The sequence below is a fragment of the Streptomyces sp. NPDC006458 genome (genome assembly GCF_040612135.1).
GTDB lineage: Bacteria > Actinomycetota > Actinomycetes > Streptomycetales > Streptomycetaceae > Streptomyces.
Map to the genome: position 1 here is coordinate 1 of NZ_JBEXPR010000035.1, position 13264 is coordinate 13264.

General features: G+C 68.1%; 14 protein-coding genes and 3 pseudogenes. 6 read left to right on the forward strand and 11 right to left on the reverse strand.

The features are described from left to right. The first annotated feature begins 124 nt into the window (after positions 1 to 124). Positions 125 to 316, forward strand: a complete 192-nt coding sequence (locus ABZZ79_RS33830; RefSeq protein WP_356695439.1) for a hypothetical protein — start codon at positions 125 to 127, stop codon at positions 314 to 316. Positions 317 to 548: 232 nt separating this feature from the next. Here the strand turns inward: ABZZ79_RS33830 and ABZZ79_RS33835 are convergent. The 6 genes and pseudogenes from ABZZ79_RS33835 to ABZZ79_RS33860 form a co-directional block, all read right to left on the reverse strand. Further along, positions 549 to 808, reverse strand: a pseudogene (locus tag ABZZ79_RS33835) (ISNCY family transposase); the annotation flags it as partial. Positions 809 to 815: 7 nt separating this feature from the next. Next, positions 816 to 1008 (reverse strand): annotated as a pseudogene (locus ABZZ79_RS33840) (IS3 family transposase); the annotation flags it as partial. Positions 1009 to 1346: 338 nt separating this feature from the next. Beyond that, positions 1347 to 1955, reverse strand: coding sequence for a dihydrofolate reductase family protein (locus ABZZ79_RS33845; protein ID WP_356695561.1), 609 nt, complete (start codon positions 1953 to 1955; stop codon positions 1347 to 1349). An 83-nt stretch (positions 1956 to 2038) separates the two neighbouring features. Next, positions 2039 to 3619 (reverse strand): transporter, encoded by a 1581-nt coding sequence (locus ABZZ79_RS33850; protein ID WP_356695441.1) that lies wholly within the window; start codon positions 3617 to 3619, stop codon positions 2039 to 2041. Continuing rightward, positions 3616 to 3954 (reverse strand): hypothetical protein, encoded by a 339-nt coding sequence (locus ABZZ79_RS33855; RefSeq protein WP_356695443.1) that lies wholly within the window; start codon positions 3952 to 3954, stop codon positions 3616 to 3618. Before ABZZ79_RS33855 ends, ABZZ79_RS33850 begins: the two co-directional genes overlap by 4 nt. Positions 3955 to 5238: 1284 nt before the next feature. After that, positions 5239 to 5775, reverse strand: coding sequence for a 2'-5' RNA ligase family protein (locus tag ABZZ79_RS33860; RefSeq protein ID WP_356695445.1), 537 nt, complete (start codon positions 5773 to 5775; stop codon positions 5239 to 5241). Between the two features lie 551 nt (positions 5776 to 6326). On the opposite strand from ABZZ79_RS33860, the gene ABZZ79_RS33865 reads away from it, so the two are divergent. Together ABZZ79_RS33865 and ABZZ79_RS33870 are read left to right on the forward strand one after the other, a co-directional pair. Beyond that, positions 6327 to 6572 (forward strand): hypothetical protein, encoded by a 246-nt coding sequence (locus ABZZ79_RS33865; protein WP_356695447.1) that lies wholly within the window; start codon positions 6327 to 6329, stop codon positions 6570 to 6572. Positions 6573 to 7082: 510 nt separating this feature from the next. Further along, the gene (locus ABZZ79_RS33870) at positions 7083 to 7250 is read left to right on the forward strand and encodes a hypothetical protein (RefSeq protein WP_356695449.1); all 168 of its coding nucleotides are present in this window, start codon (positions 7083 to 7085) and stop codon (positions 7248 to 7250) included. A 7-nt stretch (positions 7251 to 7257) separates the two neighbouring features. On the opposite strand, the gene ABZZ79_RS33875 is transcribed toward ABZZ79_RS33870, so the two are convergent. Continuing rightward, complete coding sequence (locus ABZZ79_RS33875; RefSeq protein WP_356695451.1) at positions 7258 to 7413, reverse strand: hypothetical protein; 156 nt, start codon at positions 7411 to 7413, stop codon at positions 7258 to 7260. 35 nt (positions 7414 to 7448) lie between these two features. On the opposite strand from ABZZ79_RS33875, the gene ABZZ79_RS33880 reads away from it, so the two are divergent. The 3 genes from ABZZ79_RS33880 (at position 7449) to ABZZ79_RS33890 (ending at position 8526) form a co-directional block, all read left to right on the forward strand. After that, positions 7449 to 7574, forward strand: coding sequence for a hypothetical protein (locus ABZZ79_RS33880; RefSeq protein ID WP_356695453.1), 126 nt, complete (start codon positions 7449 to 7451; stop codon positions 7572 to 7574). Between the two features lie 91 nt (positions 7575 to 7665). Next, entirely contained in the window at positions 7666 to 7860 is a 195-nt protein-coding gene (locus ABZZ79_RS33885; RefSeq protein WP_356695455.1) for a hypothetical protein, read from the forward strand. Between the two features lie 84 nt (positions 7861 to 7944). After that, positions 7945 to 8526, forward strand: a complete 582-nt coding sequence (locus ABZZ79_RS33890; protein ID WP_356695457.1) for a dihydrofolate reductase family protein — start codon at positions 7945 to 7947, stop codon at positions 8524 to 8526. 201 nt (positions 8527 to 8727) lie between these two features. Here ABZZ79_RS33890 and ABZZ79_RS33895 read toward each other — a convergent pair. The 4 genes and pseudogenes from ABZZ79_RS33895 to ABZZ79_RS33910 form a co-directional block, all read right to left on the reverse strand. After that, positions 8728 to 9060: pseudogene (locus ABZZ79_RS33895) on the reverse strand (transposase); the annotation flags it as partial. Between the two features lie 61 nt (positions 9061 to 9121). Continuing rightward, complete coding sequence (locus ABZZ79_RS33900) at positions 9122 to 9607, reverse strand: ATP-binding protein (RefSeq protein WP_356695459.1); 486 nt, start codon at positions 9605 to 9607, stop codon at positions 9122 to 9124. Positions 9608 to 10054: 447 nt separating this feature from the next. Then, positions 10055 to 10555, reverse strand: coding sequence for an ATP-binding protein (locus tag ABZZ79_RS33905; RefSeq protein ID WP_356695461.1), 501 nt, complete (start codon positions 10553 to 10555; stop codon positions 10055 to 10057). A 209-nt stretch (positions 10556 to 10764) separates the two neighbouring features. Further along, positions 10765 to 13050, reverse strand: coding sequence for a right-handed parallel beta-helix repeat-containing protein (locus tag ABZZ79_RS33910; protein ID WP_356695463.1), 2286 nt, complete (start codon positions 13048 to 13050; stop codon positions 10765 to 10767). Between the last annotated feature and the right edge of the window lie 214 nt (positions 13051 to 13264).

The following is a 13264-nucleotide window of genomic DNA, read 5'->3' on the forward strand; positions in this document are numbered from 1 at the left end:
CGTACTGGATGTACTTGGGTCTGTGCCCGGTGCGGCGAGAGGGCGTGCCGGGCGTCGCGACGGGGCGAACGTTGCCTGTCGGGGCACTAGTCCTCACGATCAGCCGTCAACTCTGGGAGACCACATGCGTACTCGTCTCGCTGCCGCGTTATGCGGCGTCGTGCTCACCGCCGGAACGCTGCTGAGCGCGCCCGCCGCCTCCGCCCAGGCCACCGCCTATCCGACAAGCCCGTTCGACGTCACGGTCGGGAACACCTACACGAGGGGCACCATCACCTGGTACAACCGTTCGGTCACCGTGACCGGCGAACAGTAGTCCGTGGACGGGTTCAGCTGCCGGGGCACCTCGGTGTTCACCCTCGACAGCGCCGACGTCGAACTGGGTCGGGGCTTCAGCGCCAGTGTGTGCGGCACGAGCGCGAAATTCTCAGTGCCTGTCGAAGCGGCTGTCCCCGGTGGCGCGGCCGTGGTCCGCATCTGCCTCGATGACGGCGATTACCCTCCCACGTACTACCTGTGCAAGCGGTACGGGCGCCCCTGAGCACTGGCGGCCTGCCCCTGAAGCCGATCCGCTGGACGCCGGATCCGGCGAGTGCCAGGTCGCTGGCCGCGGTGCAGCAGCCGCGGTCAGCGATGACCGTGCCGGGCGGTCGGCCGGCACGGTCAGGCTGGTGACCCGTCCCGCCGAGGGCTCCAGTTGAGGCGCGTCGGGTGGGTTCCCTGGAGCTGGTGGTCGTCGACGAGACCCGCACTCGTCCGCGGCCACCAGCGCGGTGTGACGAACTGGATGGGGCGCCGGACCGCGCCGACATCCGGAAGCTGGAGCGGGCGATACCGACGATGGTGCACAGCCGCTTCACGCCGTAGTGGCGCTGGTGGTCGGCCACGAACTGAAAGCGGTTCACCGGCGCGTCTCCCCGGCGGAATAATCGCCGCCTTCCGCGGGATCTCGCGTTCCTCCTCCAGCTCGCGGACCCTTTTCCGCAGGGCCACGTTCTCCGCCTCCAGCGGCATGGGCGGCTCGGCGGGTACCTCTGCCCAAGGCGGGGCGATCGACCACAGCCGGCAAGGTCGATGACGATCACAGGGCGTTCGTCGACAACTCGCAGACCCGATCACTCAAGGAGCTCGGAGGTCTCTCCGCCGCGCGGCTGGCGGAATACTTCAAGTGCTTCCCCGACGGCACCGACTTCTGCTCCGGCGGGCCTCCCAGGCTTCCAGTGCGCGGGCAACGGCAAGCTGCGCGATCCCGACACCGGAGTCGCCCGATCTGCCGCTGCCGCTGCCGGGGCCGCTGCCGCTGCCGCTTGCCGGGGTCGCCGGGCCTGCGTCTTCCGCGGTGGCCGTCATTCCCCGAGCGCGGCGACGGCATCCTCGTAACCGCCTGTCGGCGGCGCGGGGTCGGGCCCGTACACGAGGTTCAGCACGCCCGTGGTGAACGTCTCCGACTTCAGCAGCTTCAGTGGGATCGACGGCTCGCCCTCGTCGAACAGGCGCATGCCCTTGCGTACGGCGATGGGGTGGACAAGGAGGTGGAGTTCGTCGAGGAGGCCCGCGGCCAGCAGCTGCCGGACGACGGAGACCGAGCCGCTCAGCGAGATGTCACCGCCCGGCTCGCTCTTCAGGGCGGCGGCGATCTCGGCGACGTCACCCTGCGCCTGCTCGGAGTTCCGCCATCGCAGGTCGAGCCGTCGGCGGGAGAACACGATCTTCCGCATGTCGCCGAGCTGCTTGGCGAAGCCCGTGTCCTCACCGCCCGCCGCCTCCCGCTCGGGCCACGCGCCGGCGAAGCTGTCGTACGTCCTGCGGCCGAAGAGCAGCACCTCCGTGGTGTTCAGGCCCGCACCGACCGCGGCTCCCATCTCGTCGTTGAAGTAGGGAAAATGCCACTGATCGGGCGCCTCGACGACGCCGTCGAGGGAGATGAACAGGCTGGCGGTGATCTTCCGCGGCATGGTGTCCTCCGAATCCGGGTGCATGTACCGGATACGACCGTGCCACCCACCGGAAGTCATCGGTGGGCGGCACGCGGGATGGTTCAGACAGTGTCCAGTTCCCTGCGGCGCACCGACCCCGGTACGTCGCCTGTCGCCCGGCGCGGATCCGTGATGCTGCCCAGCCAGCCCAGCAGGAAGCCCGCGGGCACCGTCACCAGACCCGGGATCGTCACGTCCCAGACCCTGAAGTCGTGCTCCGGGAAGATCGACTCGGGTGTGCCGGACATGTACGGCGACAGCGCGAGCGCCGCAATGCTCAGCGCTGTGGCCCCCCAGAGGCACCACAGTGCACCGCGGGCGGTGAAACCGGGCCAGTACAGGGCGTACAGCAGGACGGGTGCGAGGGCGGCGCCGCAGACGGCGAGCCAGAGCGTCGAGACGACCACCAGGTTCCAGTCGGCGGCGACGACTGCCACGACCGCTGAGACCGCCCCCGTCAGCGCCGCCGACCACCGCGAAGCGGCACTGTCCGCCTTGCCCGCCGAGCGCCTGCCGGCAGCTTTGCCGGACGCACCCAGCACGTCCCGTCCCAGCGTGATACCCGCGGCGAGGGTCACATCCACCACCGCCGCGAGCGCGGTGAGGAAGAGGACGCAGGCCATGGCCGCGACCAGGATGCCGCCGCTGTCGAGCGCCCGCCCCAGGATCAGCGGCGTGAACACCTGCGCCGCCGGACCGGCCTCGCGCAGCGCCTCGCCGGCGAGGGCCGCCGCGCCGACGCCGACGACGGCGAGCGCGCCGTACAGCAGGGTGAGTTCGCTGAGCATCCAACAGCCGACGGTCCGGGCGCCGCGCGGGCTCTTCGTCGAGATCGCCCGCATGAGCACGGCGGGCATCGCCAGCGTGGCCATCGACATGCCGAGGGTCTGCCCGATCCGGTTCACGGCCCCCACCCACCCCTCACCGGTGTAGCCGCCCGGACGCAGATACGCCTCGCCCATCCGCGAGCCGTGCGCGGCGGCGTCGAGCAGCCGCCCGGGGTCCCCGCCGAAGCGGTAGAGCACGAGCACGGCAGCGATCACCAGCACGGGCAGGGCGATCGCCGACTTCGCGATCATCACCACGCCCGTGCCCCGGATCCCGCCGATGACGGCCAGCGCCGTCATCACGCAGCCGATCACCACGATGCAGCCGGTCCGCATACCGGGCTGCCCGATCAGTGCCGCGGCGACGTTGCCGACCACCACCAACTGCACGACCAGCAGCGGGAAGCAGACGAGCAGGGTCACCACGCCCCACGAGACGCGTACGGCGGGCCCACCGCTGCCGCGCGCGTCCAGCATGTCGGCGGCCGTCAGCGAGGCGTGCCTGCGCAGCGGCTCGATGATCAGCACGAGAAGCAGCATGACCCCGATCAGGCTGCCCAGCATGATGCCGAGGCCATCGAAGCCGAACGCGGCGACCATGCCCACCAGTACGGTGACCGTCGCGACCGTGGTGGTGTCGCCGCCCATCGCGATGCCCTGCTGCCAGGAGCGCAGCCGGCGGCTGTCGGACCGTACGAGAGCCCGGTCGTCCTCGTCGGCGCCTGTGACGATGCACAGCATCAGGCAGGTCACGACGAACACCGAGAACACTGCGAAGACGAGGGACCGGGACGAGGGATCGAGCAGCGTGGTCATGAGCACCTCCGGGCGTCCGGCTGCGGTTCGAGCCGGTCGACCCGTCGCCCGTACACCACCAGCGCGTGCACACCGACGGCGAAGGGCACCACGGCGAGGATCATGCCGAGGCTCACCGGTCCGGCGATCCGTGTGCCGTACACAGCCGGTATGAGGGCGGCGGGCAGCACGTAGAGCAGCCAGGCGCCGGCGATCCGGACGCCGAGCCGCAGCCCGACGGCCAGTCGCGCCGTCTCCTCGGCGTCGTGCGGCTCATGCTCTGCCGGAGGCCGCGCCCCGGCTGCGGACTCGTGGTGGTTCGGCGGCCCGTGCCAGGGCTGCGGTGCGAAGGACATCTGGGCGGCTCCGCTCACGTTGATCTCGCACCCCGGAAAGGGTGCGCGTACGGGTGTGGGGGTGGGCGCGGAGTCAATCAGACACAGACGCAAACCCGCACGCCCCAGGCGCAGATCTGTTCCTCCGCCCAATCGGGAGTCGTGCGGACGGTGAACGGGCACTGCGTTGCCACACAGATCCCCCGCGTCACGGCGGCACTGGGAAGCCGACAGCCTGGCTCGTGCTCCTTCACGATGGGGCCATCGCATTCGCTCGGGCCGACAACCGACATGTCCGAACAGCTGGCGCGGATGCTGCCCAAGGAGATGGCGTCCATGCGACAAGCGCACTTCAGGTCCTACTGGCAAGGCGGCAGCGTGGTAGGCAAGGTCCGGCCCCAGATCTACACGGCCGCAGACGGAAGAGCACAGCCGTCGGCCTCGGATGCCTCGCGGGCTGGCGAATAGTCTCGATCAGCGATCAGCGATCAGCGATCGGCGGCCGATGCAGGCGTCTCCAGGATCAGATGGCCCTTCGTGCCAGCTGAGCGCCGCCCGGCAGAACCATGTGCGCGGTGATGATGGCCGGCCCCGCGAGGCAGTGGGGCATCGCGGGGGAGGGGTGGCTGACCTCTCCGTGCAGGCCATCGAGCGGCGTCTGGTCCGCCGGCAGTGCGTCGTTCCCATCAACCAGGTGCCGCAGTCTTACTGCGCAGATACGTCTTCCTCGGCACCGCCCCCGCCGCAGCCGTTGTCATCGGCTCCGGGCCTGATGATCGGACGCGGATCAGCCACCGCCCTCGGCGGGCCGCTGGTGCCCGCACGGCACCAAGTCACCGTTCTTGTCGAAGTGTGGCGAACTGTTCGCTACGTAGCCGGCCGCGCCCCGTTGGCCGCGGCCGCGCCGGTCAAGGCCCGCACCTGCGCGCACTGGTGGACCGTCGCCCTCGGGGCCAAGGTGACCGCACCGCAACACGAGGCGACCTCTGCGGCTCGTTCACCCTTACCGAGACCCGAGTCGGTCGGGTGGGGACACCGGCTTCGGCGGGCCGTCCGCAGTCCCGCCTTCGCGAGTTCGGTCGCCTACGCGGCGGGTCCAGGTTGGGGGTCAGGCACGGGTCGGGGCTCTCACCACCGTTCGCTACACAGACCCGGACCAAGACGTTCACCGACCCGGGGCTCTGCGCGGCCATGGTGGGCCGCCTCACCCTCGGCAACGACAATCTCGAAACCGGCAGCGCTCCTACCGACTCGCCCACACCAAGGCCCAGCAGGGCGGCGGCTGGCCGACTGCCAACCAAGGGATCACCGGAGTGCGAACGACGCTCGCTGCTGCCACCTTGTTCCGTCGTGGACCATCAGATCGACCGACGACACGCGGGCAGTGACGGGAAGCCGGCTGCAAAGGTCGGCCTCGGCCTCCTCAAGCACGGCATCGACTTGCCCCTGAGCGATGGTCAGATGCGGGACGACCTCGTCGAACTGCCCACCGAACGGCGGGGCCTCCGGCCACCGGTCCGCGATCGCCTCGGTGAGCCGGCGGAACGGGATGTCCGGCTCAGGGACGAGATACAAGATCCCCGGGAACCGACCGCAGTGCTCGAACCGGGTCTCGAAGGACCGGTGACACCCGATCACTTCTCCGATGGCAGTGCAAGCGCGGTTGTCGATGCGACTCTCGTCGAGGAACGGGAAAAGGACGGTGACATGGGCCGGAACGCCCGCGCGGGCTGAGGGATCCAGCCTGTCCCGCCACGCTCGAACAATAGGTTCTGCCTCGGGGACCCTCACTATGAGTCCCGACTGCCCTGCTTGAAACTCACCGGAGTTGTCGCCTGCCATCGCACATGTGTATCAGCGTGCTCGGAACGGCAGCGACCCCATCACGATCGCGCGCGGTTGAACCCGCGGCTGAGTACGCGTGCTCAGGCCCCGAGCTGTTGCCTCACGGGAGCGTGAAGGCATGAGGAAGGCGAGGACCATCGCCCACTGGATCAAGGGGACCGTAGTGTATATGGACATCAACCCCGACTACCTCTCCGTGAGGACGCCGACCGGCTCGCCACAGTCCTGGAGGACGTCGCCCTGCGCGGTCGGCCATTGCGTGCGCACTCGGTGAGGTCTGCGCAACTGGACCCTCGTGCTGCGTGCAGTCGCGGAATGCGCAGCCGATGGTGACTGAGCAGACCCGCGCACTGAAGGAAGGGAGGAGCTGCGCAAGGCTGTGACCTGCATGGTCAGGTCATGGTGAGGCCTGTGGTCGGGTCTGTGGTGAGGGGTGAAGGGCGGGCCTGGGCGGTGTGTGGACAAGCCCCCCCGGTCGGGATCGCGTGTCATCTACTCTTTCTCTGGCATGGTCCGGGGCGGTCCCGGGCCGCGAGAGGGTGGGAATAGTGGAAAAGACCTGGTTCGAAGCGGTGTTACGCAGGAGACCGCATCCGGTGCTGCGGATTGTGGGCAACCTGGCGGGGGCTGGGCTCCAGGTCTGGGCGTACGTCTACGCGATCACGCAGTTTCACACTGCGTGGCGCTGGCTGGCCGTCCCGTTGGGCCTGATGGCGCTGCTGCACGCCGGCCGGGGTGTGGCTGTTGCGGCCCAGGAGCTCTCGCGGCATGGTGCCCAGCCGTCGCGGGGGTGAGTTGACCGGCATTGGCCCGCTGCCGCCTGGCTGGTGAGACGCATCGTCCAGGCGTAGGCGATTGCGCACTGGTGCCGTCTGCGCAGGTCAGGGCTATGGTTTGGCCCTGGTCGGGTCATGGTGAGGCCGTGGTGGGGTCTTAGTCAGGGGTGTGGGGAAGCCTCCGACCACAGACCCGGCCGGGTTTGCCCACTGGGCAGTCGGCTTGCCCGGCCGGTGCGCACTCGCTGCACAAGCCGTGTGCCGTGGGCGGGGGTTGCTTCCTTCGTGGGCTGAACCGCTGCACCGAGAGTTGCACCACCCGGTTGGTCGTGACTGGTGCTTGCACAGCTCGGACCGAGTGGGCAAGCCGGTTGCGGCCGCCTCGCGTTGGGGCAGCTCATTGCCTGCGACCGGATCCATCGTGGCGAGTTGACATACCAATCTTGTTAGACCCTTGCGTGCATGTCCGGTGCGCAGCGTCTCAGTGACTGATCGCCACGGGGGCGCTTCGCCACGACAGGGTGGACGATGACCATCGCTCGTGCAGCGATCATCAGCAACCGAAGACTCACCGGCCTGTCGGCCGATGCGATCGCTGAACTCATCTCGGATGCAAGCCCGTTGTGCATGAACGGCGACGGCAACGGCGACGGGTTCCAATCCAGGCGCTCCGACCCGAGCGGCCCTGCAAGCTGACGCCTCCTCAGCGACGCAGCGCGGTGTGCAGCACGGCGAGCGTGGAGACCAGGTCGGCGTGTGGGACAGAGAGGTTGACGCGGATGCGCGGTGGGCCCGGGTACAGGGCGTGCCACCTGCCGTCCATGAGTGTCTGGTCATGGAGGTCAAGAAGGCCGCTCACGACGCCACTGAAGGACTGCAGGACATGGCCGGGGCGTGGAGTACGTGTCCAGAGTGCCGCGACCGCCGCTGGACGGGTTGATCGACGACCTCTACTACCTGGAGGGTGCGTCGCCGTACGCCCGGCTGACGCTGCCGCCGATGCCGTCGGCGTTCGCCTGAGCGTGGCAGCCGGTGTCAGCAGCACTCATCTGGCGCAGCGGTTCAGGAGTTCATCGGCGTCACGCCGAAGCGGCTGGCCCGCACATGCCGCTTGGCCGCCACCGTGTTCGCGATCGACCTCGCCGGACCGATCGACTGGGGCGACCTCGCCGGTGGCGCAGGCTACTTCGACCAAGCCCACTTCGGTCACGAATTCCGGGCGTTCACCGGGCTCACACCGACCCGGTACGTCGAAGTCCGGCGGCGGTTCCTGCGCGAACATCCCGGCCACGTGCTGGACAGCTGACCCCTGCCGGCCGATTGATTTCTTACAAGAGCGACAGCTCACGACACGCTAATTTGGGGGCACCCCAAAGCAGAGGAGAGCCCTGTGGGCAAGGTGGTCATGTACAGCTCGGTGTCGGTGGACGGCTTCGTCGCGGACGAGAATGACCAGCCCGGACCGCTGTTCGACTGGTTGTCCAGCGGTGACGTCCCGTTGGACGAGAGCGGCGAGCTGAAGGTGTCGCAGACGTCCTACGATTACACCCGCCCGTACTGGGACCAGATCGGGGTGACAGTCGTCGGCCGCCACGTCTTCGACCTGACGGACGGCTGGGACGGGAAGCCTCCGGGCGGGATCGACCACGTGGTCGTCGTGACGCACCGGCCGGAGCCCGAGGGCTGGGACCCCGAGGCGCCGTTTCACTTCGTCGACGGCGTCGAGGCAGCCGTGGCCAAGGCGCAAGGGCTTGCGGGTGACCGCATGGTCGAGGTCGCCGCTGGCGACGTCGGTGGCCAGGTGCTTGCCGCGGGTCTGGTCGACGAGGTGCGCATGGACGTCGTACCCGTGGTGTTCGGGTCCGGCAAGCGCTACTTCGGGTCGGTCCACGCGCAGCACCTGTTGGAGGATCCTGACGTGGTGATTCGGGGCAACCGGGTGCTTCACCTGCGCTATCGGGTGCGCCGTTGACCGATCCGAGCGGGTACGCGCACAAGTCCACTGCGAACGGTGACACAAGCTCGGGTCTCCGGCTGCGTTTGCGCATGGCTGTCTCTGGTCGGGCAGCCGACGCCGATCCGCCCCGGTACCTCATCTGCGGCAAGTGCAACTCAAGATCACTGGTTGCCGGTTTCCGTCGTATCTTGGCCGACCCCCAGGAAGAGCGGCTCTTCACCAGTGCAGGGTGTGGGCGGGTCTGAATCCGCCTGTCTCGAGTAGGGATCGGGCGATGCAGTTGGTGAGGTTGCGGAAGCCGAGGGCGGAGCCGCGCAGGTGCGCCAGGCGGCCGTTGATCGCTTCGGTTGGACCGTTGCTGGTGCCGGGCCGGTCGAAGTAGGCCAGTACGTCAGCGGCTCGCTTGCTCAGGGTCCGGCCGGGCTTGACGATCTCGACCAGCGGCCTGGGGACGCCGGCGCTGAGCGACTCGATCAGCTTGACCGTCAGCTCGCGGCCCGCGGCTGGGTGGGGGTGCCGGTAGGCGGCGATCATCCGCTGGCAGATGCCCCGGACGCGCTCCGTGCGGGCGCGTCATGCGTGCCCGGCGCGACCCGGTCGGCGTTCCTTTTCAAGCGTCACTGCCAGACAAGATGGCGAGTGGTACCAGCGGGTCGATGGTCAGGAACGCCTTGACGACTGTGCCGGTAGAGCCCGTGGAAACCGAGAGGTGGTCGGTGAGTGTCCGGACCAGGTCCAGGCCGCGACCGCACACCACATCGTCATCAGCCGGGCTGTGCCGGGGATCGGTTCGCATACGCCAGCTGCCGCGGTCACGCACCGAGATGATCAGACCGTGCCCTTCCATGCCGACCAGAACCGTCACCGAGTTGCTGCCGCTGTGCAGGACGGCGTTGGTGATCAGTTCGCTGGCAACCAGGCACGCTGCATCACGGAGGTCCTCTGACAGGCCGAGTCGCTGGACGAAGTGCGACACGAAATGCCTCAGTGCCGGCACGCACGCATTACTGGTGGCGGCGCTGCAAGCCGCATGAGCAAAGGCGGTGTGCGTTTCCGGTCGTGCCTGGCTCGGCGGGGCGAGCGTGAGAACGGTCATGTCGGTCTCCGCGTGCGCTGCTGGGATGCGCTTCAGCTGGGGAACCCGGTACTCCCTTTGCCGCGCGCCGTCGGCACGTGCTGCACGGGGAGTTCTCCGAGAGCTTCTCGCAGTAACCGCTGGGACCGGGTCGGCGGGTGCAGAACCTTGGGACAGTGGCCGTAGGAGTTGCGTCCGCCGTCGGCGGTGTCGGAGCTGAGCCCGAACTCCGAGTGACGGCGATGCCACCTGGAGAACCTTGATCATCTCCGGCGAGGTTCCTGCCGAGGACTGTTTTGTTTTCGATCTTTCGTGAACGTTCACGTTCTCGTGTTTCAGACGGTATGCCCCTAGATGGGGGGTGTCAAGGGCGTGCGGGGCCGCCGTGGACCCGCTGCGATCACGCTGCCCGCCGTGCGGCCGCGGGAGCCGTGCGCCCGCAGCCCGTGGAGCATCGGTACGGCGGATTCACGCGGGTGACCGGAGGTCCGCCGCGGGAAGCGCGAGGATGAACCAGACGGCATTGCCCGACAGCGCCTGCCGGCAGCCCCAGCAGGTCGCCAGTTCGTCGACCAGGAACATTCCTCGCCCGTGTTCCTGATCGGTATCGGGCCGTTCGACGACGGGCGCGCCCGCGCCTCCCTCCATCACCTCGAAGCACAGGTGGCGACCGAGTCCGAGCAGGGTCAGTGTCAGCAGGCAAGCCTGGGTGTGCTCGACCCCGTTGGTCACCAGTTCGGAGACCCGTAGTCGGAGATCGTCTGCTGACTCGTCGGTCAGGCACAAGCCCGACTGGCGAGCCGTGTCGAGGACCTGCTGCCGGGTCTTGGCGACCAGGTCCGGCTCTGCGGCGATCACCCAACTGTCCACGCGAAGAGGCGTGTTCATGTGGCTCCCCTCCCTCCGGATCACAGGGTGATGCTCACCGAGCTGTCGGTGCGGCAACAGCCGACCGGGCTGATCAGTCATGGCATTCTCCTGACGACGTGCCGCTCACGAGGCCGGCCTCGAAGGTTCCGGTGCCGTCCGCCCCTGGGAACGGGGTCGCACAGCCGCAGGACGGCCGGTGATCGCGCGCTCCCCACCGTCCTGCGAAATGGCGAAGCTCCTGGCAGACGGGTTCTCAATCAAGATCACCCGCGTCTGCCAGGGGCTTCGCGTAGGAGGGATGTGAGACGTCAGCGGACGGTGACGTTGTTGACGTAAGCACTGCCGTTTCCGGCGTTGCCGTAGAAGGCCAGGCGGGCGATGCTGGGGGCGTTGTTGCGGAAGGGAGCGTCGGTCAGGACGCTCCGGCCGTTGAGGTAGAGGTCGAAGTGCTGCTGCGTCGTGTCGGCCACGATCTTGACGTGGTACCAAGTACCCTGCGAATAGGGCTTGATGACCTTGAGAGCGGTACCCGAGTACGCCACGATGTTGCCCTCGGAGAAGCCGACGCTGACGACCTGGTCGCCTGAACTGTTGTACAGGTAGGGCAGGCCGAAGTAGTTGCGCTCCCCGACGCCGTCGTTGCGCATCACGTCGGCTTCGACGGTGACGGTACCGGTGAGCGCTGTGGGGAAGGTGCGGCTGAGGTTGGTGCCCAGGACGCCGCCGGCGTCCTGCATCCGGACCAGCTGCACGCTCTTGTCGGTGGAGCTGGGGGTGTTGGACACCTTCACCTCGTTGCCGGTGGAGTTGACCGTCCAGCCGTTGGTCCCGGTCGCGAGTGCCCCGGCGGGCAGGGCGTCGAAGTTGTCGCTGAAGACGGTGCCGGAGGGCGGGTTGTGCTGGAGGGCCCCTATGTCGGGGACGACCGGCACCGTCGCACCGTTGTAGTCCACCCCGCCGTTCGCCGCGATGGTGATGCCGGCGTCGACGGCGGGAGAGGCGGCGGCGGGGCGCCAGTTGAGGCCGGCGCTCAGGGCGGGCCCTGTGGCCTGCGTTCCGGTGCCACCCGCGGTGGGATTGGCGAACTGCGGGTCTCCCTTCACCGCGTCGGTGTCGCCGGCGGGCACGACCGGCGACGTGCCGCCGTAGAGATTGTTGGCGTACGTCACTTGGGCATCCGCCACCATCGCGGCATTGGCGACCGTGGTGTAGAAGATGTTGTTGCTGAAGTGGGTGACACCACCCTTCTTGTCGTTGTCGTCTCTCCTGATCACTTTCGCACCGGTGTTGTAGACCGTGTTGTTGTACACCTTGGTCGTCGAACCCGGGACGTTGGCCAGGTGGATGCCGGCCAGCGAGTTGTTCGCGACCACGTTGTAGCGGAAGACGGCGTCGCCGAAGGTGGCCTCGTCCAGGCACGCGCAGGCGAGATAACCCTCGACGTTGTCGTGGAGGTAGTTGTACTGGACGATGGAGCCGGTCGTGGCGATGTCCGTGTCGATGCCGTTCGCGTCGACTCCGCCCGACCTCAACTGCGTGCCGGTGACTTCGTTGTACTGCACGACGACCTGGTCCGTGGCGAACAGCTCGATACCCGAGGTGCCGACGCGGTCGACCAGGTTCCTCTGCACCAGGCCGTTGCGGATGCCCGTGAGGTACATGCCGTTGGCCCCGTAGGTGGTGCCGGTCTGAGTGAGGTAGCTGTTCTGGACCGTCACCTGGGTGAACGGTGTGAACTTGGGATCGGTGGCGGTGGTCCGGGACCCCCACCCTGTGGGAACGGCCCCGGGCGCGTCCCCTGTGTACTGCTTGAAGACGATCCCGGCGAACGAGGTGTTGCGGATCGCGGAGTTCTCGATCGTCACGTCGTTGAGCACGGTAGCGGTGCTCGGCGGCGAAGCGATGTTCTGCACCGTCGTGTTGAACACGATGCCGCCGGTGTTCTTCGAGCGGTCCCAGCCGTTGCCCCACGAGATGCCCGGCAGGCTGGGCTTGCCGTACCCGTAGATCCACCTGATCTCACCCGTGACGTCGTGCACATCCACCGAGTCGATCACGAAGTGATTCAGTCGCTGCCCGTTGTCACCACCGACGTGGATGCCGCGGAAGTCGCCGAGGTTGGCCCCGGGCGTACTCGTCGCCGGCGCGTTGTTGGACACGTCCAGGTTGTGGATCTCCCAGTACTGCTGGTTCCACAGCTTGACGGCATCCGCGACCGTTCCGGCACCCTTGATCTGCGGCTTGCCGCCGGTGCCGTACTGGTTGATCTGGATGGGGGCGCCATCGGCACCCGATCCCTTCGGCCAGATCTGGCCGTTCCACGAGTCGCCCGCCTTGAGGAGGATCGAGTCGCCGGGCTGGAAGGTGGTGGCGCTGACCTTGGCCAGCGACTTCCAGGGCGAGTTGGCGCTCGTGCCGGAGTTCTGGTCGCTGCCACCGGAAGCGCTGACGTAGTACGTCGTTCCCGTGCTGGCCGCTGCCGTCTGTGACATCACGGTGCCGCTGATCGCGGCAGCCGCGAAGGTCAGGAGGCTCAGCAGAGCGCTCGAGGACCGTCTGGCGCGCACTGAGCGCCGCGCGAGAGTTGGTTTCATCGTGTCGAACCTTTCAGGAGGGGGAGCGGATCGGAAACCGCGTGAGCGACGCCTCCCATTGCTTCGGAGCCGGCTTTGTCTTCGAGGCGGCTGGCGGGCCGGGCGCTGACAGGGCCCGGCCCGCCGGACGTCGGGGTGCGGGAAATGCGGGCAGGAGGGACTGCGGGGTGAGAAGCGTCCGCTGCCGGTCCAGGCTGTGCCGGGTGAGGGCGGC